This is a genomic window from Actinosynnema sp. NPDC037264, from assembly GCF_055603705.1.
In genome coordinates this window covers 1-21,565 of the sequence record NZ_JBVJVK010000084.1, presented here as the reverse complement: position 1 = coordinate 21,565, position 21,565 = coordinate 1, and the positions used below count along the sequence as shown (strand labels likewise).

At 73.0% G+C, this 21,565-nt stretch carries 23 protein-coding genes; 11 read left to right on the top strand and 12 right to left on the bottom strand.

The genetic code is table 11. The features are described 5' to 3' along the window. Positions 1-9 precede the first annotated feature (9 nt). Entirely contained in the window at positions 10-657 is a 648-nt protein-coding gene (locus ACZ7GX_RS42195; RefSeq protein ID WP_498785878.1) for an HAD family hydrolase, read from the top strand. Positions 658-665: 8 nt separating this feature from the next. Then, positions 666-1,622: an LLM class F420-dependent oxidoreductase gene (locus tag ACZ7GX_RS42190; RefSeq protein ID WP_498785876.1), complete on the top strand. Its 957-nt coding sequence runs from the start codon at positions 666-668 to the stop codon at positions 1,620-1,622. 70 nt (positions 1,623-1,692) lie between these two features. Here the strand turns inward: ACZ7GX_RS42190 and ACZ7GX_RS42185 are convergent, their stop codons facing one another. Next, the gene (locus ACZ7GX_RS42185) at positions 1,693-3,018 is read right to left on the bottom strand and encodes a serine/threonine-protein kinase (RefSeq protein WP_498785874.1); all 1,326 of its coding nucleotides are present in this window, start codon (positions 3,016-3,018) and stop codon (positions 1,693-1,695) included. Between the two features lie 186 nt (positions 3,019-3,204). On the opposite strand from ACZ7GX_RS42185, the gene ACZ7GX_RS42180 reads away from it, so the two are divergent. Then, positions 3,205-3,372, top strand: coding sequence for a hypothetical protein (locus ACZ7GX_RS42180; RefSeq protein ID WP_498785872.1), 168 nt, complete (start codon positions 3,205-3,207; stop codon positions 3,370-3,372). A 61-nt stretch (positions 3,373-3,433) separates the two neighbouring features. Here the strand turns inward: ACZ7GX_RS42180 and ACZ7GX_RS42175 are convergent, their stop codons facing one another. From ACZ7GX_RS42175 to ACZ7GX_RS42165, 3 genes are all read right to left on the bottom strand, one after another. Continuing rightward, complete coding sequence (locus tag ACZ7GX_RS42175; protein WP_498785870.1) at positions 3,434-3,922, bottom strand: hypothetical protein; 489 nt, start codon at positions 3,920-3,922, stop codon at positions 3,434-3,436. 67 nt (positions 3,923-3,989) lie between these two features. Beyond that, positions 3,990-4,448 carry a hypothetical protein gene (locus ACZ7GX_RS42170; protein WP_498785868.1) on the bottom strand — a complete coding sequence of 153 codons (459 nt, stop codon included), beginning with the start codon at positions 4,446-4,448 and terminating at the stop codon, positions 3,990-3,992. Positions 4,449-4,503: 55 nt separating this feature from the next. Next, the gene (locus ACZ7GX_RS42165) at positions 4,504-5,772 is read right to left on the bottom strand and encodes a PucR family transcriptional regulator (RefSeq protein WP_498785866.1); all 1,269 of its coding nucleotides are present in this window, start codon (positions 5,770-5,772) and stop codon (positions 4,504-4,506) included. 81 nt (positions 5,773-5,853) lie between these two features. Between ACZ7GX_RS42165 and ACZ7GX_RS42160 the strand changes: the two genes are divergently transcribed. From ACZ7GX_RS42160 to ACZ7GX_RS42145, 4 genes are all read left to right on the top strand, one after another. Then, entirely contained in the window at positions 5,854-6,288 is a 435-nt protein-coding gene (locus ACZ7GX_RS42160; protein WP_498785864.1) for a hypothetical protein, read from the top strand. Next, positions 6,285-7,715 (top strand): aldehyde dehydrogenase family protein, encoded by a 1,431-nt coding sequence (locus ACZ7GX_RS42155; protein ID WP_498785862.1) that lies wholly within the window; start codon positions 6,285-6,287, stop codon positions 7,713-7,715. The genes ACZ7GX_RS42160 and ACZ7GX_RS42155 overlap by 4 nt, the downstream gene beginning before the upstream one ends. A 148-nt stretch (positions 7,716-7,863) precedes the next feature. Then, the gene (locus tag ACZ7GX_RS42150; RefSeq protein ID WP_498785860.1) at positions 7,864-8,499 is read left to right on the top strand and encodes a hypothetical protein; all 636 of its coding nucleotides are present in this window, start codon (positions 7,864-7,866) and stop codon (positions 8,497-8,499) included. Beyond that, positions 8,496-9,398 carry a DUF4231 domain-containing protein gene (locus tag ACZ7GX_RS42145; protein WP_498785858.1) on the top strand — a complete coding sequence of 301 codons (903 nt, stop codon included), beginning with the start codon at positions 8,496-8,498 and terminating at the stop codon, positions 9,396-9,398. Before ACZ7GX_RS42150 ends, ACZ7GX_RS42145 begins: the two co-directional genes overlap by 4 nt. Before the next feature lie 98 nt (positions 9,399-9,496). Here ACZ7GX_RS42145 and ACZ7GX_RS42140 read toward each other — a convergent pair whose 3' ends face one another. The 3 genes from ACZ7GX_RS42140 to ACZ7GX_RS42130 form a co-directional block, all read right to left on the bottom strand. Continuing rightward, positions 9,497-10,228: a dienelactone hydrolase family protein gene (locus ACZ7GX_RS42140; RefSeq protein ID WP_498785856.1), complete on the bottom strand. Its 732-nt coding sequence runs from the start codon at positions 10,226-10,228 to the stop codon at positions 9,497-9,499. Between the two features lie 169 nt (positions 10,229-10,397). Further along, a complete protein-coding gene (locus tag ACZ7GX_RS42135; RefSeq protein WP_498785854.1) occupies positions 10,398-11,552 on the bottom strand; it encodes a response regulator in 1,155 nt (384 codons plus the stop codon). Between the two features lie 152 nt (positions 11,553-11,704). Then, positions 11,705-11,839 carry a hypothetical protein gene (locus ACZ7GX_RS42130; protein WP_498785852.1) on the bottom strand — a complete coding sequence of 45 codons (135 nt, stop codon included), beginning with the start codon at positions 11,837-11,839 and terminating at the stop codon, positions 11,705-11,707. Positions 11,840-12,213: 374 nt separating this feature from the next. Here ACZ7GX_RS42130 and ACZ7GX_RS42125 point away from each other — a divergent pair, with 374 nt between their 5' ends. Beyond that, entirely contained in the window at positions 12,214-12,453 is a 240-nt protein-coding gene (locus ACZ7GX_RS42125) for a hypothetical protein (RefSeq protein WP_498785850.1), read from the top strand. A gap of 428 nt (positions 12,454-12,881) precedes the next feature. On the opposite strand, the gene ACZ7GX_RS42120 is transcribed toward ACZ7GX_RS42125, so the two are convergent. Then, the gene (locus tag ACZ7GX_RS42120) at positions 12,882-15,776 is read right to left on the bottom strand and encodes an AfsR/SARP family transcriptional regulator (protein ID WP_498785847.1); all 2,895 of its coding nucleotides are present in this window, start codon (positions 15,774-15,776) and stop codon (positions 12,882-12,884) included. Between the two features lie 161 nt (positions 15,777-15,937). Here ACZ7GX_RS42120 and ACZ7GX_RS42115 point away from each other — a divergent pair, with 161 nt between their 5' ends. Continuing rightward, positions 15,938-16,402 carry a hypothetical protein gene (locus tag ACZ7GX_RS42115; RefSeq protein WP_498785845.1) on the top strand — a complete coding sequence of 155 codons (465 nt, stop codon included), beginning with the start codon at positions 15,938-15,940 and terminating at the stop codon, positions 16,400-16,402. A gap of 196 nt (positions 16,403-16,598) precedes the next feature. Here ACZ7GX_RS42115 and ACZ7GX_RS42110 read toward each other — a convergent pair whose 3' ends face one another. Together ACZ7GX_RS42110 and ACZ7GX_RS42105 are read right to left on the bottom strand one after the other, a co-directional pair. Then, positions 16,599-17,045, bottom strand: a complete 447-nt coding sequence (locus ACZ7GX_RS42110; protein ID WP_498785843.1) for a peptidase inhibitor family I36 protein — start codon at positions 17,043-17,045, stop codon at positions 16,599-16,601. Positions 17,046-17,206: 161 nt separating this feature from the next. Continuing rightward, complete coding sequence (locus ACZ7GX_RS42105) at positions 17,207-18,178, bottom strand: helix-turn-helix transcriptional regulator (protein ID WP_498785841.1); 972 nt, start codon at positions 18,176-18,178, stop codon at positions 17,207-17,209. An 80-nt stretch (positions 18,179-18,258) separates the two neighbouring features. Between ACZ7GX_RS42105 and ACZ7GX_RS42100 the strand changes: the two genes are divergently transcribed. After that, entirely contained in the window at positions 18,259-18,993 is a 735-nt protein-coding gene (locus ACZ7GX_RS42100; RefSeq protein WP_498785839.1) for an alpha/beta fold hydrolase, read from the top strand. A gap of 198 nt (positions 18,994-19,191) precedes the next feature. Beyond that, positions 19,192-19,707, top strand: a complete 516-nt coding sequence (locus ACZ7GX_RS42095) for a lytic polysaccharide monooxygenase auxiliary activity family 9 protein (protein WP_498785837.1) — start codon at positions 19,192-19,194, stop codon at positions 19,705-19,707. A gap of 118 nt (positions 19,708-19,825) precedes the next feature. Here ACZ7GX_RS42095 and ACZ7GX_RS42090 read toward each other — a convergent pair whose 3' ends face one another. Together ACZ7GX_RS42090 and ACZ7GX_RS42085 are read right to left on the bottom strand one after the other, a co-directional pair. Then, on the bottom strand, positions 19,826-20,554 hold the full coding sequence (locus ACZ7GX_RS42090) for an SDR family NAD(P)-dependent oxidoreductase (RefSeq protein WP_498785835.1): 729 nt from the start codon (positions 20,552-20,554) through the stop codon (positions 19,826-19,828). A gap of 346 nt (positions 20,555-20,900) precedes the next feature. Then, positions 20,901-21,464: a UdgX family uracil-DNA binding protein gene (locus ACZ7GX_RS42085; RefSeq protein ID WP_498785906.1), complete on the bottom strand. Its 564-nt coding sequence runs from the start codon at positions 21,462-21,464 to the stop codon at positions 20,901-20,903. Positions 21,465-21,565: the final 101 nt, after the last annotated feature.

Sequence of the window (21,565 nt, the reverse complement as noted above, 5' to 3'; positions counted from 1 at the left end):
CCAGGCCGCATGACCAACACGCTCGTCCTCGACGTGGACGGCACGCTGGTGGACACCAACTACCACCACGCGGTGGCCTGGTTCCGCGCGTTCCGCCGCTTCGACCTCACCGTGCCGACCTGGCGCCTGCACCGGGCCATCGGGATGGGCGGTGACAAGCTCGTCGCCGCCGTGGCGGGCGAGCACGTGGAACGGGAGCACGGTGACGAGGTGCGCAAGGCCTGGGAGGTGGCGTTCGAGCCGATGCTGGCCGAGGTCAGGCCGCTGGAGGGCGCGCACCGCCTGATCTCCTCGGCGCTGGAGCAGGACTTCGCGGTGGTGCTGGCCAGCTCCGGCAAGCGCCACCACGTCGACCACTACCTGAAGCTGATCGACGCGTCCGGCATCACCTCGACCTCGTCGGACGACGTCGCCGAGAGCAAGCCCGCGCCGGACCTGATCGAGGTGGCGTTGCGGCGGGTGGACCGGGGCGGCCGGGCCGTGGTCATCGGCGACTCGGTGTGGGACTGCGAGGCCGCCGCACGGGCCGGGCTGCCCGCGGTGTGCCTTCGCACGGGTGGTTTCGGCGAAGCCGAGTTGCGCGACGCCGGCGCGTCGGCAGTCTACGAGGAACTCGACGAGTTGCGGGCGGACCTCACCGACCTGCCGATGGCGTAGGAGGAATCGTGCGGATCGGCTACACGCTGATGACCGAGCAGGCCGGGCCACGGGAGCTGGTCGAGCACGCGGGCCTCGCCGAGCAGGCGGGGTTCGACTTCGAGGTGATGAGCGACCACTACTCGCCCTGGCTGGACGAGCAGGGGCACGCGCCGTACGCGTGGAGCGTGCTCGGCGCGGTCACGCAGGCCACCGAGCGGGTCGAGCTGATGACGTACGTGACCTGCCCGACCGTGCGCTACCACCCGGCGGTGGTGGCGCAGAAGGCGGCGACCGTGCAGCTGCTGTCTGGCAACCGGTTCACGCTGGGCATCGGCGCGGGCGAGAACCTGAACGAGCACGTCGTCGGCCGCGGGTGGCCGCCGGTGAACGTGCGGCACGAGCTGCTGCGGGAGGCCGTGGAGATCATCTCGCAGCTGTTCGAGGGCGGGTACGTGAACTACTCGGGCCAGCACTTCCGGGTCGACTCGGCGAAGCTGTGGGACCTGCCCGAGCAGCGCGTGCCGATCGCGGTGGCGGTGTCCGGCGGGCAGTCGGTGCGCACGTTCGCGCCGCTGGCGGACGCGATGGTGGCGACCGAGCCGGACGCGTCGCTGAGCCAGGAGTGGGACGTCTTCCAGGGCAAGCGGTCGCGCAAGATCGGTCAGCTGCCGATCTGCTGGGACCCCGACCGCGACGCGGCGGTCGAGCGGGCGCACGAGCAGTTCCGGTGGTTCGCGGGCGGCTGGAAGGTCAACTCGGAGCTGCCCGGCACGTCCGGTTTCGCCGGCGCGACGCAGTTCGTGCGACCGGAGGACGTGGCCGCGCGGATCCCGTGCGGCCCGGACGTCGGCCCGGTGGTGGAGGCGGTGGCGAAGTTCCGCGACGCGGGCTTCACCGACCTGGCGCTGGTCCAGATCGGCGGCGATCACCAGCCGGAGTTCCTGGACTTCGCCAAGGGCGAGCTCCTCCCGGCCCTCCGCTGACCAAACCGCACCCACCCGACCGCACCCACCGGCAGCGCTCACCGGCAACCGATCGGGCCGCCGGGTCGGGTCAGCCCCGGCCCGACGAGGCGCCGCGGTCCCTCGACGGCGGCCCGGTCACCACCGTGGGCGGTCCCGGGGTCGGCACGATCACGACCGGCGCGTTCGACGGCACGACCGGCGTCTCCCGTTCGGCCTTGGTGGTGGTCGTGGTGGCGGCAGCGGGCGTCGTTTCCGTCACCGTGTTGCCGCCGCCGGCGGCGTCGTCCCCGGTGTTCCCGACCGGCAGCTCCCGCGCCGGCGCGTCCTGCAGCACCGTCACCGTGGAGGGGTTGCCCGGCACCACCGCGCCGGTCTCCGTCCCCTGCTCGGCGATCGGGTCGGCCGCGGTGCTCGTCACCGGCCTGCCGCCGCGCCCACCGGGCCCGGAGTCGAACGGGTCGCTCATCGCCAGGAAGCCGATCACGGTCAGCACCGCCGCCGCGGCGGCCGCGCCCAGCAGCAGCGGCCGGTTGTCGGACTTCGGCTCGGGCTCGTCCGCCTGGGGCCGGTCCACCACCGCCACCTCGACCAGCGGCGACAGGCCGGCGCTCGCCCGCTGCGCAGCGTCGAGCAGGCGCTCGCACTCCGCCGCCGACGGCCGCTTGGCCGGGTCGGACGCCGTCATCGCGGTCAGCACGTCGACCCACGGGTCGGGTAGGTTGGCCGGGATGCGCGGCTCCCGGTGCAGCCGCGACAGCGCCGCCTCCGTGTCGCCGCCCGGGTACTCCGGCCGCCCGGTCAGGCACTCCAGCAGGACCAGGCCCAGCGCGTAGACGTCGGCGGCCGGCAGCACGTCGCCCCCGCGCACCTGCTCGGGCGCGAGGTAGCCTGCGGTGCCGACCAGGATCCCGGACCTGGTCACGCGGGTGACCTGCGCCTGCAACGCCAAGCCGAAGTCGGCCAGGTACGCCCGCCGCCCGGTCGCGTCGAGCAGGATGTTCGACGGCTTCACGTCCCGGTGCACCACGTCGTTGGCGTGCACGTGGGCCAGCACGCCGGCGATCTGCGACCCGATCGCGGCCACCACCTCGGGCGACATCGCCCCGCGCATGCGCCGGCGCAGCGTGCCGCCGTCGACCGGCTGCATCACGAAGTAGGGCCGCCCGCGGAAGCTGCCGGTGCCGTACACCTCGACCAGGCCGGGGAACTGCAGCTCGCCGAGCACCTGCGCCTCGCGGTCGAGCCGGATCCGGTCCTCGCCGGAGGCCTGGCCCAGGAAGAACTTGATCGCGACCTTCCGGTCGAGACGGGTGTCCACCGCCCGGTACACCTCGGCCATGCCGCCCGACCCGTACAGGCTGCCGAGGGCGTACCTGCCGTCGACCACCTCACCGGTCAGGTCACCGTCCCACATCCGGTTGAACCTCCGCTGTGTCGACGACGTCGGCCCGGACGCCGGAAGCTACCTGGCCGCGGGCACGGTCAGCCACCCGGTTTGCCGTTCCGCGTCCACCTACCCGTAGCACCGCCGTCACAAACCACCGATTTCTTCGGGATGCCGAAGCCGTGTCGGACCCCCGACCCGGGGTACCTCCGCGACATGACCGAACGCGAGCGCGAACCCACGATCGACGAGTTCATCGACGACCCCGCCGCGAAGGTGGACGCCCTCGGCGAGGTGGACGAGGTCAGGCCCGCGCAAGACGGGAACGACCCGGATGAAGAGTACGAGCACGGACCGGTGGACGGCGCCGAGCCGACCGACTGAGCGCCGAAGACCACCCGGTTGAGTGACCTCCGGCGCACGGTCGAGCGAAATCCCTCACCCGTTACGGCACGGCGGTCGTGCAGGTCGCCGTTGAGGGGGTCGTAGTGGTGGTAGAGGGCAGGGTGGTCACCGGCGGACCGGCCGAGGCGGGCCGGGTGCCGCTGCAGTAGTGCGACTCCACCCGACCGTCGGACGCGTCGCCGTGCGCGAACACGACGTACTCGGTGCCCGGGTAGAGCCTGATGCCGCACATCGCGCCGCTGGCGGGCGTAATGATGTCGACCTGCGACGGCACGTCGGCCTTGTAGACCCGGCCGACGTCGACGGTGTACCGGTACTTGTCGTCGTAGGTCACGGACGGGTCGCCTGCCTCCAGCGCCTCGCTCAGCACGAGCGCGTCGAAGACGTAGGTGGCCTGGTAGAAGCGCTGCCCCTCGGTGCTGGGCAGGCAGCTGCACGCGCTGGCCGGACCGGTGAACACCGAGGTGAGCAGAGCGGCGGTGACGGTGACGACGCCGGCCGCGTGGGCCAGGAATCTCAAGCGCGGCACGGTTTCCCCCTGGTGGTCGAAGGAGAGCGCCCCGCGGCGCGATCTCCGGCGGGTGGACGGCGGGTGGTCACGGCGTGGCCGTCGTGCAGGTCGTCGTGGGCGGCGAGGTGCCGGACCACGGCGAGGTGGTGGTCGGCGGCCCGGCCGCGGCCGACCTGGTGCCGCTGCAGTACTCGGTCTCCACCCGGCGGTCGGACACGTCGCCCTTCGCGAACACGACGTACGCCGCATCGACGGTGAGCCGGATGCCGCAGGAGTGGTTCCGCGGCGACAGCACGTAGACCCGGTGCGGGACCTCACCCTTGTACTCGGTGTCGACCTCGACCGTGTACCGGTAGAAGTGCTCCTCCGCCTTCTCGTGGACCACCGTTCCGGAGAACACGTAGACGGCTTGCTGGTAGCGCAGGGCCTCGTTGGCCGGCATGCAGACGCAAGCGCCGGCGGGGTTGACGAACACGGCGGTGAGCAAGGCCGCGGTGACGGTGACGACCGCCGCCGCGTGGGCGAGTAATCGGAAGCGCGCCAAGGGATCCCCCTCGTGGACAAGGAGTGGACGGTGGCGGTGTCCGCCCAGCGTACGGTCAGGCGTGCAGGGCCAGCCACAGTTCGGCGCGCACGCCCGCGGATTCCAGCGAACGGCCGAGCAGCGCCTCCACCCGCTTGAGCCGGTTGCGCACGGTGTGCCGGTGCACGCCCAGCCGGGCGGCGGCCGGGTCGGCTTGGCCGTGGCACGCGAGCCACACCCGCAGCGTCTCGCGCAGCACGTCGTCCAGTGGAGCGAGCAGGGCGGCGGCGAACTCCGCCGCGTCCGGCGCGAGCAGGCCGGACCCGGCGACCTCCTCGAACGCGTCCACGCCCGCCTCCAACGCGCGCAACGCCTCCCGGTAGCCGCGCGCGACGCCGTTCACGTCCACCGGGCTGGACGCGGCGGCGGGCACGTCCACCTCGCGGGCCAGCACCACGACCCGGCCGTCCACCTCCGCCCAGAACCCCGCCGGCTCCGCCCGCTCGCGCAGCACGAACACCCGGAACGGCCCGTCCGGCACCCCGTCCACCGGCACGCCCGCCAGCACCAGCCGGAACCGCGCCTCCCGCAGCTCCCGCCGCACCGCGTCGACCTCGTCCGACCGGGCCAGGGCCACCGTCAGCAGGGACGCGGCGGTGTTGACCACGCCCGCGTCCAGCGGCGCGCCGGCCGCCACGGCCAGGTAGCCGCGCCGCCCCAGCACCTGCATGGCGACGTGCCGCCCGTCCGACTGCCACGCCGCGCCGGCCGGCCCGCCCGCCGCCGCGAGCCGCCGCAGGTGCCCGGCGAGGTCGGGCAGCGAGCCGACGACGTGCACCGGCGTGCCGTGCGGGTCGAGCAACGCCGCCGCGCCGTCGATGAGCCGGGCCAACCTCCGTACCACGCCCGTCGGCCCGTCGGCGACCGCGGCACGGGCCAGCGCCCGCTGCGCCGCGCCGGTGCGCGCCGGCGCCGCGTACTCGTCCGCCGCGACGGCCCGCGACACCGCCTTGGTGATCGCGATGAACGGCGTGGCCATCGGCACCTCCAGCAGGGCCAGCCCGGCGTCCCGCGCGGCCCGGACCAGGTCCGGCGGCACGTGGTCGTGGCTCAGCCCGGTGCCGAACCCGAGCCCCACCACGCCGGCCGCCACCAGCCGCCGCACGTACCCGTCGGGCGGCCCGAGCGCGATGCCGGTGGTCAGCAGCAGCTCACCGCCCTCCAGGAACGGCGTCGGGTCGGCCAGCTCGGTGCTGTGCACCCACGCCACGACCCGGTCCAGCCCCGCGTCCACGTGCACCGTCAACCCGACCTCGCGGGCCAACTGCCCGACCGTCAACGACATGGACACTGTGTACAGGCCACCGCCACCCCATCGCCACTGTGGATACTGTCGCCCGCCACCGCGCCGGTCGATGCTGTACCCATGGCCCGACCGCGCGCGGAGATCACCGGACCCCGGTCACGCGGGCCGGCCGAACGCCGCCGGTCGCACCGCGTGCCGCCGGTCGCCGACCAGGTCCCGACCGGCTCCTGCCGCCCGGCCGGCGTCGTTCCGGACCTGGTGGCGGAGGGCCCCGCGGGCGAGCCGGTCGCCCGCACCTCCTCGGCCGCCACCGACACCACGCGCGCGCCGGACCTCGACGCTGCTCGACGCACCGAGTCCACCGCCCTTCCCCACGCCCTGGCCGACGTGCGTGACGCGGTGCCCGCCGTCGAGCCGACCTCCCCCGAGGTCGCCGCCGGAGTCGTCGTACCGACGTACCCGTACCCGTGGGAACGTGATCTGCCTGCTGCCACCGCCCGTCATCCCCGACGGGCGGCCGAAGGCCTGGACGTGCTTGAAGGAGCCCTGCAGTGACGACGACGCCGTACTGGGTCGCGGGCGAGCCCGCGACGAGCGAGGACCTGGTCGAGATCCGCACACCGCACGACGGCGCGCTCGCCGGCGTGACGTCCAACGCGACCGCCGAGGACGTGGAGCGGGCCGTCGCCTCCGCGCACGCCGTGGCCGGCGACTTCGCCGACCTGCCCGCGCACGCCAGGGCTGCGGCGCTGGACCACGTGTCACGCCGGCTCGCCGAGCGCGCGGACGAGGTGGCCGCGCTGATCACCGCCGAGTCGGGCAAGCCGGTGAAGTGGTCGCGGATCGAGGTCGCCCGCGCGGTGTCGACGTTCCGCTGGGCCGCCGAGGAGGCGCGCCGCTTCTCCGGCGAGCTCCAGCGGCTGGACACCGACCCGGCGGCGAACGGCAGGCTGGCGCTGGTGCGGCGGGCGCCGCGCGGTCCCGTGCTGGGCATCGCGCCGTTCAACTTCCCGCTGAACCTGGTGGCGCACAAGGTCGCGCCCGCGTTGGCGGTGGGCGCGCCGATCGTGGTCAAGCCCGCGCCGTCGACACCGCTGGTGGCGCTGCTGCTGGGCGAACTGCTGGCCGAGACCGACCTGCCCGCCGGTTCGTGGTCGGTGCTGCCGGTGCCCAACGAGGTGGCGGGCGCGCTGGCCGAGGACCCCCGGCTGCCGGTGGTGTCGTTCACCGGTTCCGGCCCGGTCGGCTACTCCATTTTGGACCGGGTGCCGCGCAAGCACGTCGTGCTGGAGCTGGGCGGCAACGCGGCGGCCGTCGTCTGTCCGGATTGGACGGACCTCGACCGGGCGGCGCAGCGGATCGCCACGTTCTCGATGTACCAGGGCGGGCAGTCGTGCATCTCGGTGCAACGCGTGTACGCGCACGAGGACGTGTACCCGGCGTTGGCCGAAGCCGTGGTGTCGCACGTGCGCAAGCTCGGCACCGGCGACCCGACCGACCCGGCCACCGACGTCGGCCCGCTGATCAACGAGGCCGCCGCGCGGCGGGTCGAGGCGTGGGTGGACGAGGCCGTCGCGGCGGGTGCGCGCGTGCTGGCCGGCGGGCGGCGGTCGGGCGCGACCTACGAGCCGACCGTGCTGGCCGACGTGCCGCCGGGGTGCAAGGTCGTGGACGAGGAGGTGTTCGGGCCGGTGGTGGTGCTGGACTCCGTGCCGTCCGTCGACGAGGCCTTCAACCGGGTGAACGCCTCCCGGTTCGGGTTGCAGGCGGGCCTGTTCACGCACGACGTCCGGGTGGCTTTCCGCGCCGCCAAGCGACTGGCCGTCGGCGGGGTGATCGTGGGCGACGTCCCGAGCTTCCGCGCCGATCAGATGCCGTACGGCGGTATCAAGGAGTCGGGAACGGGCCGCGAGGGGGTGCACGCGGCCATGGAGGACCTGACCGAACAACGGGTCCTCGTCCTCACCGAACTGGAGTTGTAACGCTTGACACCAACCCACGCCGTCATCGCCGGCTACGACGAACGGCCCCCGCGCCGGTCGGTGCGATCGGGTCGGGCTGCGGCCGGGAGGGAGAGGCACGGGGGTGAAACGAGGTGCGGTGGCGCGTGCGCCGGTACGGTCGCCGATCGTGGACAGGGTGCGGGTCGGGTCGAGGGCGGAGTTGGGTGGTGCCGGGTTGCCGGCCGGCCGGCCGGTGCTGGTGCTGGTCGGTGGCGCCGCCGGGATGGAGCGGGACGGGCTGGAGGCGTTGGGGGTGGTGCTGCGCGGGTTGGTGCCGCTGCTCGACGCGTGCGGCGCGGTGGTGGTGGACGGCGGCACGGACGTCGGAGTGATGCGGGCGGTCGGTCGGGCGCGTGCGGCGGCGGGTGGGCGGTTCCCGTTGATCGGGGTGGCCGCCGAGGTGGCGGTGGACCTGGACGCGTTCGAGCCGAACCACACCCACCTGGTGCTGGTGCCCGGTGGCGCGTGGGGTGACGAGTCGCCGTGGCTGGCCGAGGTGGCGGACGTGGTCGCCGGACCGGAACCGTCGCTGACCGTGCTGGTCAACGGCGGGCCGATCACGTTCGACGACGCCGAGCACAGCCTGGGCCGCAACCGGCCGCTGGTCGTGCTGCGCGGCAGCGGTCGGACCGCGGACGCCATCGCCGAGGGCGCGGACGAGCGGTCCACCGCGATCGCCACCTCGCCGTTGACCACCGTGCTCGGCCCCGACGAGCTGCGCGCGCACGTCGAACGGGTCTTCCGACCGGAGGGGGAGCGATGACGGCGAAGGGCTTGGGCCACGACGACCTGCCCGGCTTGTTCGAGGCGGCGGACAGCGCGTCGCTGGACGGCCAGCACCGCTACGTCCGCGGGGTCCGGCTGCGGCTGCTGCTCGCCGTGGCCGCCGCCGCGACCGGCGCGGTGCCGTTCGTCCTCGGTCGGGTCGACGTGGCCGCGATCGGCACCGCGATCGCGTTGGCCGCGGTGTCGGTCACCGAGCTGAACCTGAAGGCCGCCCGCCCCGAGGACCGCTGGTACGACGGCCGGGCGCTGGCCGAGTCGGCGAAGAGCCTGGCGTGGAAGTTCAGCGTCGGCGGCCTGCCGTTCGACAAGGCGGGCGGCGAGGCGGGCGGCGAGGCCGAGACCGAGCGCCGGTTCATCCAGCAGATGCACAAGCTGCTGGAGGACGCGCCGACGACGAGCATCCGGCCGTCGCAGCGGCCCGTCGTCACCGAGGGGATGAGGGCGCTGCGGGCGGCGCCGTTCGCCGAGCGCAAGGTCGCCTACCTGGAGGCGCGCGTCGCCGACCAGCAGCGCTGGTACACGGCCAAGGCGGCGCGCAACGAGCGGCTGGCCGGGTGGTGGCGGGCCGGGTTGCTGTCGATCGAGGTGATCGGCATCTGCGCGGCGCTGGGCAAGGCGGTCGGCGCGGTGCGGTTCGACCTGGCGGGCGTGGTGGCGGCGGTGATCGCGGCGGGCACGGCGTGGATCAGCCTGCGCCAGCTGTCCACGCTGGCCCGCGCCTACACGTTCGCCGCCAACGAGCTCGCGATCGTGCGCAGCCGGTTGGAGCTGGTGGAGGACGAGCCGTCGTGGGCCAGCGAGGTGGCCGACGCGGAGGAAGCGGTGAGCCGGGAGCACACGATGTGGCGGGCTTCCCGGACCCGACCGTCCAGCTGACGGCGGCCAGGGCGGTTCCACGCCGGCACGATCACCGAGGCGGTCCCCGCCCTGGACCGCCCAGGCCCTTCGCCAGGAGAGCCCCTACCGCCCCGGCCTCACTTCAGGTGCCGGGCGAAGAACCGGTTCCCGTCGTCCCCCTCGAACCCGGGCACGCCGGTGTGCCCGCCCATGTTGGCGTGCAGCGTCTTCTCCGCGGAGCCGAAGGCGTCGAACAGGTCCAGGGCCTGCTGCCGGTCGTTGCCCTCGTCGTCCCACTGGAGCAGGACCTGCAGCGGGATGGAGATCTGCCGGGCCTCCTCGAACACCTTGCGGGGCACGTAACTCCCGGCGAACAGCAGCGCGGCCGCGAGGCGCGGCTCGACCACCGCCAGCCGGACGCCGATGGAGATCACCCCTCCCGAGTACCCGACCGGGCCGCCGATCCCGGGCAGCGGCAGGAGGGCGTCCAGCGCGGCCCGCCACTCCGGGACCGCCTGGTCGACCAGCGGGAGGACGAGCCGGTCGACGATCCCGTCGTCGACCGGCGTACCGGCCTCCAGCGCCCGGCGCAGGTCGGCGCGCGCTTCTTCGACGGCGGCGAAACGGGGCCGGTCACCGCCTCCGGGCAGCTCGATGGTGGCCGTGGCGAAGCCCTCCGCCGCGGCGTGCCGGGCCCGGGACACCAGTCGCGGGTACATCCGGGCCAGCCCGCCCGGGTGGCCGAGCAGGATCAACGGGGACGGTGCGGAGGCGGATCCGGGCGTCCACAGGATGCCGGGGATCCCGCCGAGGGTGAACTCGCGCTCGAGGACGCCGTCGTCGAAGCGCTGTTCGGACGTGAACCGCATGGTCGTGCCTTTCGGGAGTGCTCGCGGAACGGCGCTCCCGGACGACCTACCGCCCGACCGTGACCCCGGAGGGGAGCACCCATGTCGACTCGTTCACGGGTACCACCTCCTCGGTCTCTCGCACGGCCGCCGGCACGGTAGCAGTGGTCGCCGTGGCCCGCCAACGGGTTTAGTCGGGCACGTCCAGGCGCCCCGGCGGCTGCTTGTCCGGCGGGTTCAGGAGCCGCTCGGCGTGGCTGTAGCCGATCCGCGGGCCCGACGCCGGCCGCGCGGGCCGGTTCGGTGGTTGGTAGTAGTAACCGAGGCCGTGCGCGGTGACGATCGCGGTGGGGTCGAGGCCCGCGGCCGCGAGCTTCGAGCGCAGCATGGCCATCACGACCGCCAGGTTGCGCTTCAGGGGGACGGTCGCCCAGGAATCCCCCCACACGTGCGCGACGATCGCGTCGATCGACTGCACCGAGCCCGCCGACCGGACCAGGATCTCGAGCAGTCGGAGCTCGCGGGGCGAGCACGTCGCCTCGACGCCGCCGACGCGAACCTCCGGCAGCCTGAAGTCCACGCGGAGGACCCCGTCGTCGTAGACCTTCTCGGCCGGGGCGGCCCGCTGCCGCATGGCCCGGCGCATGCGGGCCACGAGCTCACCCAAGTCGTAGGGCTTGACGAGGTAGTCGTCGGCGCCGGTGTCGAGACCGAGGGCGATGTCGTCGACGTCGCCCCGTGCGGTCACGACGATCACCGGGATGTCGCTCGCGGCGCGGAGCTTGCGCAGCAACGTGATGCCGTCCATGTCGGGCAGGCCCAGGTCGAGCAGCACCACGTCGGGGCGCTGCGTGATCGCCTCGCGCAGCCCCGTCCGGCCGTCGCGGGCCGGCACGACCTCGTACCCCCTGCGTTGCAGGGCCCCGATCAGCGCCTCGGACACGCGGTCGTCGTCCTCGATGAGCAGCACCTTCCCCCGACCGGAGGGGTGGGGAGCGGTCCGCGCCGGTTCGGGGTTCGCGTCGGCGATCGGCCGGGTCTCCACCGCCGTCACGGAAGCGCCCTGGCCGACCAGGAAGGCCAGCGCGAGTTCCCGGCACGCGGGGCAGACCTTCAGCTGCCGCCCGTCCACCGCGAGCAGGAACGCCGCGGCCCGCTCGCACCGGTGCCCGGCGACCTCGACGTCGCACTGCCGGGCCAGGCGTGCGGTGGCTCGTTCGGTCTCGTGCTTGCGGGCGCGGTGGGCGCGCGAGCGGCACCGGTCCGAGCAGAACTTGCGCGGGCGGCCGGTCTCGGTCGAGGAGGACAGGGGCCCGCCGCAGACTTGGCAGGTCGGTGTCGTCACCGAGGAGTCCCCCTCCCGATTCGCCGGAACGAAACGACTTTCGTGTCGCCCTCACGGTAGTGACGCGAAGGCACGTCTTGGCTTGCGCCGATCGGTGCTGTTCCCTGTGAGGGAGGAGGTCCGGCCGCCTCGCGACGGCCGGACCCCGGGTTTCACGATCGCTCGTGCCTGCCAGCGTCGACGATCGCGTCACCCACCACGAGGAGCGCCCTCGCCGTGATGGCGAGGGCCGCTTCTCCCTTCAGCGGCGCCACGACGCCCTCCAGGACCAAGAGGGCGACGCGCACCACCTTCCAGATCCTCGGCGCCCGGTTGCGACGCCACCGCGCGACCCGGCGAAGCGCGGTGCGGACCCGAGCGGTGCGCACCAGCGGTTTCGACCGAGCCGTCCGCCTCGAAGGAACGACCACCTCGACGACCTCCTCTCGACAGCGGACGCGACCATCGCGGGCTGTCGCGACGAGCCCCGCGGCAGCGCTGCTGCGGGAGGAGACCGGCGGAGAGCGGCCACTCCCCCGTCACCGGAGGTGTGGTGGATCAACCGTCGCGCGCCCCGACCGGAGCGCGCAAGATCGCGAAACCAACATCACGAGCCGTCCCGCCGCGCCGGAGTCGCCGCGGGGGCCGAACGCGACGGCCGGGTGCGAGACTGGGCGCGGACGTGACGACTCGAGGGAGCGTCCTGGGCAAGAACTTCATCACCAAGTACGGCACCAAGCAGGGGATCATCGTGCTCGGCCGGGTGGCCCCGTTCGGCATCGGCGCGGTGATCGGCGGCGGTGCCAACGCCGCCCTCGCAGCCCTGGCCGTCCGAGCCGCCCGGCGCGCGTTCGGCCCGGCGCCGGAGTCGTGGCCGGAGCCCGAGCCGGAGTCGCACCCGGGATCGACGCGAACCGGCTGAGCCCGGACCGGCAGGCCGCCACCACGATCAGGTGCCACCCGAGGCCGCGGCCAACGCAAGTGGACTGCGACCGCGTCACCCGCCAGGCACCATGGCCGCATGTCGGATCTTCACTGGGACGAGGTCTGGAGCTTCTTCGATCCCGACCTGATGGGGTCGCTTCCCGACGTGTTCGTCCTGGATGCGTCGGTGGAGGACTGGCAAGCGGTGTTCGACCTGGTCCAGGCGCGTGGTTGGCGGTGGGAGTTCGTCCAGGGCGGCACAGCGCTGCCGCTGCCCCCGGCCACCGAGGCACTCGCCCGCCCGGCCGGTGCGGAAGTGGTGGAACTGAAGGTCTGGCCGGTTCCGGGGGTGCTCGCGATCTCCCGTCCCACATCGGTGAGCTGCGCCTTGCGGCCGAGCCGCTGTGCCGTGGTGCGCTCTCGACCTCACGCGAACCGGATCCGCAGTTCGTCTCTGCCGGTCGCGCTGTCGGTGGAGCTCGACCGGTCGAGCTCGTCGAGTTGCTGCTGGACGCGGTCGGCGTCGGCGGTGCGGCCCTGTTGCCGGTAGAGCTCCAGGGCCTCCTGCCAGGACGCGCGGGCTTGTTCGCGCAGACCGACGGCGGTCTGGGGGTGGCCCAGGTTGTCGAGGTTGTGGGCGACCTCGGCGGTGTTGCCGAGCTCGCGGAAGAGCGGGATGGCCCGCTGGTAGTGGTCGATGGCCTCGTGGTGGTGGCCGGCGTGGTGCTCGATGTACCCCAAGGCGTCCTGGCTGTACGCCTCGCCCTCGGCGTTGTGGTGGCGCCGGTGCAGGTCGAGGGCGGTGCGGCAGTGCTCGCGAGCGGTGTCGTGGTCGCCCAGGCGGGCGGTGTACCACCCCACCGCGTTGAGCAGGAGCGCTTCGCGCAAGGACTCGCCGAGGTCCCGGTAGAGGGACAAGGCGCGGCAGGCGTGTTCCAAGGCTTCGTGAAGGTCTCCGCGTCGCTCTAGAGCGCGGGAGAGGACGTGGTGCGTGTGGGCCTGTTGGACGCGGTCGTGGTGGTGTTCGGCGAGGGTGAGTGCCCGGCGCAGGTGTGCGGCAGCGTGTTCGTGCCGATCGAGGTTGGCGTGGGCGAAGCCGAGCAGTCGGTGGGCGAGGATGCCCGCGGTGGGATCGGGCAGGTGGTCGGCGGCGTCGACGGCGGCCTGCCACGCGGTCAGGTCGTCATGGCGGTGCCCGCGCTGCCGGTAGAACTTGCTCGCGGCCCAGGCCAGGTGCCACACGGCACCGTGGTGGCCGAGGGAGGCGGCGGTTCGCTGGGCGGCCGACAGGTGCGGCCGGTGGGCGTCCAGCCAGGCCGTGGCCGCCGGGCGGTCCCGCAGCGGGCGGGGGTGGGAACCGGGTGCGGGCGGGTCGAGCCGGATCGGGAGGCGGTTGGTGTTCAGGAGCTGGGCGGCGGCGTGGGCGGTGTGCCGGTAGAAGTCCACGAGCCGTTCCAGGGCGGCCTGGCGCGCTCGCTCCGATAATTCGTCACGGGCGGTGGAGGCCGCGTAGGCGCGGATCAGGTCGTGCATGGCGTAGCGGTCGCCGGGTGCGCGGGTGAGCAGGGACGCGTCGACGAGCGCGCGCAGCGCGGCGCGGGTGTCGCGGACGGGCAGTCCGGTCAGGGCCGCGGCGGCGGGCGGGTCGACGTCGGGGCCGAAGGCGGTGCCCAGCAGGCCGAAGGTGGTGCGCTGCCGTTCGGTGAGGTGGCGCAGGGACCAGGACAGGACGGCGGGGAGGCTGACCGCCGGGTCGTCGGAGTCCAGGGCGCCCGGACCCAGCTCGCGCAGCTCGGTGACGAGGTCGTCCAGCAGTTCGGGGTCGGTGCGGATGTGCGCGGCGACCAGGCCGAGCGCCAACGGGAACCCGCCGCACAGGCCGATCAGTTCGGTCACCGCCCGTTCGGCCGTGGCGCGGACGTCGCCGACGGCGGCGTGGACCAGGGCGCGGGCCTCCGTCTCGGACAGCACGTCGAGCCGGACGGGACGGGCGCTGTGCCGGGTGAGCAGCGCGGGCAGCCGGTGCCGGCTCGTGACCAGGACGGTGCAGGCGCTCCCACCGGGCAGGAGGGGGACGACCTGCTCGGACGTGGCGGCGTTGTCCAGCAGGACGAGCAGGCGCTTGCCGGTGCTCCGGGTGCGGTAGAGCGTGGCGAGGGCGTCGAGGTCGCGCGGGTGGTGGTCGCGGTCCACACCCAGGGCGGTCAGGAAGTCCGCGAGGACGTCGGTCACCTGCTTGGGGTCACCGGGGCCGAAGCCGCCGAGGTCGACGTGCAGCTGCCCGTCGGGGAAGCGGTGCAGGTTGCGGTGGGCCCAGGTGAGGGCCAGCCAGGACTTGCCGATGCCGCCGGAGCCGCTGATCACGCAGGTCACGGCCGTCCCGAGGTCGGCGAGCGCGAGGTCGAGCTCGACCAGCTCGGCGGTGCGACCGGTGAACAGCGCGGGCGCGGCGGGGAGTTGGTGCGGTGTCTCCCGCGTCCCGCTGGTTCCCGCCGCTGGTCCGGACAGGGGCGGGCCGGACGGTGTGGGGCCGGGCAGGATTGGGCCGGGTAACGCAGGACCGGGTAAAGCGCCGGGTAACGCAGGACCGGGCAGCTCGGGGTCTGCGGCAAGGATCCGCAGGTGCAGACCCCGCAGCGGTGGTCCGGGGTCTGCACCCAACTCGGCGACCAGCCGCTCCCGCAGCAGCCGGTAGTGCTCCAAGGCGTCGGACGTGCGGCCCGCTTGGTGCAGGGCCAGCAGGTACTGGCCGGCGATCCGTTCGTCCAGCGGGTGTTCGGCGACGCGCGTGGTCAGCCCCGCCACCAAGTCGTCCCCGCGCCCGAGCCGCAGCAGCACGTCGGCCAGGTCGCACTCGGCGTCGAGGCGTTCCCGGTGCAGGCGGTCGCGTTCACCCTCGGACCAGTCGCCGACCAGACCGGTCATGGCGTCCCCGCGCCACAGCCCCAGGGCTTCCCCGAGCAGTTCCGCCGCCCGGCGGTCGTCCTCGGCGCGGGCGCGTGCGCGGAGATCGCGGAAGCGGTGCAGGTCGACCGTCGACGGTGCGACCGCCAGGACGTAGCCGCCCGAGCGCCGCACGAGGGGCGCGGTGCTCGCGGCCAGCACCTGGCGCAACCTGGACACGTAGTTCACCAGCGTTTCGCGGGCCCGCAGCGGCGGCTGCTCGCCCCACACCCGGTGGATCAGCCGGTCGACCGAGACCACCTGGCCCGCGTCCACCGCCAGCGCCGCCAGCACGCACCGCTGTCGAGCCGGCCCGAGGTCGACCGGTTCGCCGTCCACGAGCGCGAACACCGCGCCAAGAAGGCGGAACTCCGCCATCCGCCGCTCCTCCCCCGTGCAACCGCTCGGCGGTGCATGGCTATCGCGCTGAGCAGCGCATTGTGGGGAATCACGGGCAATTCACCCGAACGGCCCCGCACGATCGCCGACGTGCCGTCCGGACCGCGGGCGACACGTCAGAGGACGAGGAGAGGGGCACGATGAGGAAGACGAACATCCTGGCGCGGGGCCTGGCGGTGCTGTTCCTGTCGGTGGTCGCCGCGATCTCACTGGTCGCACCCGCGAGCGCCGCGCCGACCGCCGACGCGGTGGACGCGGGCGGCCCGGTCCCGGCCGCCGGTTCCACCGTCGCGCCGCTGCAGTTGATCAGCTACATCAGCAACGAGACCTCCATCTCGATCGGGGTGTCGAAGGACAACGTCGCCGGTTCCTACCAGGCGCTCCTGCCGGCTCACCGGCGCACGGACGGCAGTCCGCTCTACTGGAGCCGCGCCCTGTCCTTCTACGTCGGCGCCGGCGGCTACTGCGCGGACGCGTGGTTCTACGACGCGGGCGCCTGGCACCCGTACGTGACGGTCAAGGGCCCCTTGGAGTACTTCGTCCCCCAGACCGTCATCGGTGAAAGCGTCGCGCGGTGGGCGGTGCGGAACCACCGGCGCTGCTGACGCCGCCGCTCCGGGGGTGCGGGTGGTCTTCCCGGTGGACGCCGGGAAGACCACCCGCCGCGCGATCGGCGGCCGGCTCGACATGGGTGCCGCTGTCCGCCCTGACCGTGCGGACTGGCAGATCGTCTACCTGCGACCCGAAAGCCGGTCCCGAACCGCGGTTCGCCGAACGGGCGACCTCCCGGATGGCGGTCGGTCAGCACGTTCCTGACGACGCCACGCTGTGCGACTGGTTCCGGTTGGCGTGGACGCCCAGATCCGGGACTTGCTGTCCCGGTTGGATGACCCACCGCTGCTCTCCCTCACAGCCCGGGAGGATGTAGAGGCGGACGGTTCCGGACCTGCGGTTCCAGGCCGACACCGCCTCCTGCTTGACGCACACGCCACTACCGGTGCCGGTGCCCTTGAACTCCCAACAGGTGGGCTGGCTGGAACCGTACTCCGGGATGGATGTGGTGTGGTCCGACACCGCCGAGCCCGTGGCCCAGCCATAGGAGAGGTAGTACAGGCAGAACTCGCCTACCTCGCACACCCCGTTGCGGGTGGGTGCCGCGTTCGCGACACCTGCCGGCGGGACCACCATCAGGGCTCCCATCACGACGGCGACCAGCGCGCGGGCGAGTCTCTTCCCCTTGCCACCCATGTCTCGTTCTCCCTCTGCGATCCGGGCCCCCTGGCCCGGGCGCTCGATCGTCGTGCACGACCGGCGGGCAGGGCGGTCGAACGGGCCGCTGTCACTCGTACGCCGCGCGGACAGGACACCCGCTGTCCTGTGCGGTTGTCCCAGCGAGCGTTGGCGCCGAGTTACGGCTGCGGTTCTGCCGGTTCTCGTTGTGCTGCTTCGGCGAGCTGGTCAGCCAACGTCTTGAGAGCGTGCCGCAGCTCGTCGGGTTGGTGGATGGTGAAGGGCCATTGGAGGGAGGCGAGCAGGTGAGCCATGCCGTCCAGTCGTTCCGCTCGGGCGCGCATGAGGACGCCGGTGGTGTTCGCGGTGAGGGTTGCCGCCGAGCGAGGCAGTCGGCGGGCGATGGCGTCGATGGGTCCGTGGATGGTCACCTCGACTTGCCAGTGGTAGGGCACTTGCGCCAGGGCCGAGGCCAGGTGGGAGGCGGCGTCGAAGCCGTCCGGGGCGGTGAAGTCGCGGGCCTGGGGGGCGACGGACGTGATGCGGTCGATGCGGAAGGTTCGCAGGGTGCCTCGGAGGTGGTCGTGGCCGACGAGGTACCAGCGGCCGCTGTGGAAGACCACGCCGTAGGGGTCGACTTCGCGTTCGGTGTGCTGCCGGCGCCACGACTGGTAGCTGATGCTGACCGCGGTGCTGGTGCGGGTGGCTTGGGCCAGGGCGAGCAGGATGCCGGTGCCCGGAGCCTGCCCGATCACGGCGTTGGCGGTGAACGCGACGGATTCGCGGATCGCGTTGAGCGGTTCGCGCAGTGTCTGCGGCAGTACCCGCTCGATCTTCGCCAGCGCGCCTGTGGTGGCCACTGTGGTGCCGATGCCGACGCGTTCCGCGGCGACCAGGCCCAGGACGACGGCCAGTGCCTCGTCGTTGGTGAGGACCAGGGGCGGCATCCGGTATCCGCGGGCCAGTCGGTAGCCGCCGTGGCGGCCGCGTTCTGCTTCCACCGGGATACCGAGGTCCCGGAGGTGCGCGGTGTAGCGGCGCACTGTGCGGACATCGGTGCCCAGGCGGTCGGCCAGCTCGGCTCCGGTGAGTCGGACGTGGGACTGGAGGAGCTCCAGCAGCGTCAGCACGCGAGTGAGCGGATGCGACATGGATCACCGACCGTTTCAGGGCAGATTCTGTCCTGTATCGACCTTACGCTCCCGCGGACATCGCACTTCAGGGAGATCACATGGCTACTTTCGTATTGGTTCCCGGCGCCTGGCTCGGGGCGTGGGCTTGGGACGAGACTGCTCGCCTACTGCGGGAGCGCGGCCACACCGCGGTGGCGGTGACGCTGACGGGCCTGGCCGACCGGGCCGACCTGGGCGGTCCCCAGACGGATCTGGACACCCACATCGGCGACCTCACCGATCTTGTCGAAGGGCAGGACCTGCGCGACGTCACGCTGGTGGCCCACAGCTACGCGGCCGCCCCGGTCACCGGGGCCGCAGGACGTCTCGATGATCGGCTGGAGCGCGTGGTGTACGTCGACAGCGCCCCGTTCGCGGCGGGAATGTGCATGCTCGACCTCATGCCGCCGCAGGTCGCCGACCAGCTGCGCGAGCAGGTCACCGCCTTCGGGGACGGGTGGCGGCTGGCGATGCCGCCGATCGACGTTCTCGGCATGTCCAGCAGCCTCGACGGGCTCGACGAAGGCCGGCGGGAGCGCCTGCTCGGGTGCGCCACTCCTCAGCCGTTCGGCACCTTCACCCAGCGCCTCGCCGAGGCTACCGACCCTGGTCCGGGAGTGGACCGCGTCCTGATCGCCTGCCACGACTTCAAGGCCCTGCTCGATGCCGGGATCCCGATGCCGGCCTTCCTGAACCAGCCGCCCTGGCGACGCTTCGACCTGCCCACAGGGCATTGGCCGATGCTCTCGGCACCCGCCGAACTCGCCGACGTCCTCGACTCGGCCGTCTCCTGACCCACCGGATCCGGTACAGCCGCATGTTCGCCCGGACAGGACAACCCGCCCAGTCCGTGCGCGGTTGACGGTTGTCATCGGGCAATCACAGAGAGTATGGTCTAGACCTGCCGCCGCGTTTGGGTGAACGCTCCACCCAGCGCACTCGGGTTGGCGTTCGCCACAAGCGTTTCCGCCCATCCGATCAGAGGAGTCCACATGTCACTCCGCCGAAGGATCGCCGCGGTGGCGGCAGGCGTGCTCGCCGCGCCCCTCGTGACGGTCGCCCTGCCCTCGGCGCCCGCGTACGCGCACGGGTACGTGTCGTCACCGGCCAGCCGTCAGGCGCAGTGCGCCCGAGGCGTCGTCTCGTGCGGCGACATCAAGTGGGAGCCGCAGAGCGTCGAAGGCCCGAAGGGCCTGCGCAGCTGCAACGGCGGCGTCGCCCGGTTCGCCGAGCTGAACGACAACAGCAAGGGCTGGCAGGTCGCGAACACCGGCCGGACCGTCACCTTCACCTGGACCTTCACCGCACGGCACCGCACCGCGAACTACGAGTACTACGTCAGCGGCAGGCGGGTCGGCTTCGTCGACGGCGGCATGCAGCAACCCCCGGCCACCGTGTCGCACACGGTGAACCTGGGCGCGTCCGGCCGTCAGACGGTGCTCGCCATCTGGAACATCGGCGACACCTCCAACGCGTTCTACGCCTGCATCGACGTGAACGCGAGCTAACGACCGCAGAAGTCCCGGCACGCGGGAGTCCTGCGTCCACGCACCCCGGGTTCGACGCCCGCCGACCCTGCGCCGAGCGTCGACTCCGGGGTGCGCCTGAACGCAGGACTCCCGGCTGTCAGACGGTGAAGCCGCCGTCGACGTGCAACTGCGCGCCCGTCACGTAACGCGCCTCCTCGGACGCGAGGAACGCCACCGCGGCCGCGATCTCCGACGGCTCCGCGTAACGCCCCACCGCCGTGAACCCGCGCACGACGTCGGAACCGGCGCCGTCCGCCGGGTTCGAGGCGGTGTCCGTCGCACCGGGGTGCACCAGGTTCACCGTGATCCCCCGCGGCCCCAACTCCCGCGCCAACGCCTTCGTCATCCCCACCAACGCCGCCTTCGACGCCGCGTACAGCGAGAACCCGGGGAACACCGCCCGCTCGGACACGTTGCTGCCGATGGCGATCACCCGACCGCCGTCGCCGAGGTGCGGCAGCGCCGCCTTGACCGCCACGAACGCCGCCCGCACGTTCACGTCGAACGTCCGGTCGAACTCGGCCACCCCCAGCTCCTCCACCGGCCCGACGATGAACTCGCCCGCGTTGTTCACCAGCACGTCCAACCGCCCCAGCACCGCGACGGTCTCCTCCACCGCCGCGACCACCGCGTCGGCGTCACCGCTGTCCGCCCGCACGGCCACTACCCGCCGCCCCAACTCCTTGACCCGGTCGACCACGTCACCCGGACTGGTCCGGTAGGTGATCGCGACGTCCGCGCCCAACTCCGCCAACCGCACCGCGGTCGCCGCGCCGATACCCCTGCTGCCGCCCGTGACCAGGGCGACCTTGCCTTCGAAGTTCATGCCACGATCGTGTCGCGCCGGCGCATTCCAGTCCGGCGGGAATCGGACGCCGCGCTGCACGCCCCGGCCGAGCCCGAATATCCGTTGCACGCGTCGCGCGCCCTCGCATAGGTTCGTGGCACACGAGGAAGGAGGTGGTCCGAAGTTGAATAGCTATAGGACTCGTCGTGAGGTGGCTGTCCGCTAGGACCGACCTTTCCCAGGTGGTCTGGGCGAATCCCAGGCAGCCACCCGGCCCCCGTGACCCCGAGCCCAGTCCAGCTCGGCCCGCACTTGGTGCGGGAAGCGGTCAGGGGGCCGTTTCACTTTCCCCGGCACGTCGGCACCGGCACGTCGGCACCGGCACTCAGCCCAAGTGGGCGCGCACGACCTTCAGGTCGGCGAGGAAGCCCCGGTACGCCTCGTCGCGGTCGGGGGCGCGGAGCACCGCCGACGGGTGCACGGTCGCGATCACGTCGTAGTCCTCGACCCGCTCGACCCGGCCACGGCGTTCGCTGACCTTGAACGCGCTGCCCAGCACCGCCTTGGCCGCCGTCGCGCCCAGGCACACCACCAACGTGGGCCGGACCTGCGCCAACTCGGCGTGCAGCCACGGCAGGCAGGCCACCACCTCGCCGCGCGACGGCGTCTTGTGGATGCGCCGCTTCCCGCGCTCGGCGGGCACGAACTTGAAGTGCTTCACCGCGTTGGTCAGGTAGACGCCCTCACGGGCCAGGTCGGCCTCGTCCAGCGCCTTGTCCAGCAGTCGGCCCGCCGGCCCGACGAACGGCTCGCCCCGCCGGTCCTCCACGTCGCCGGGCTGCTCGCCCACGAGCACCAACCCGGCGTCGCCCGGCCCCGCGCCGAACACGGTCTGCGTGGCCGGCTTGTACAGCTCGCAGCCGCGGCACCCGGCCGCGGCACGGCGCAGGGGGGGGGGGGGGGGGGGGGGGGGGGGGGGGGGGGGGGGGGGGGGGGGGGGGGGGGGGGGGGGGGGGGGGGGTGGTGGGGGGGGGGTGGGGTGTCTTTTTT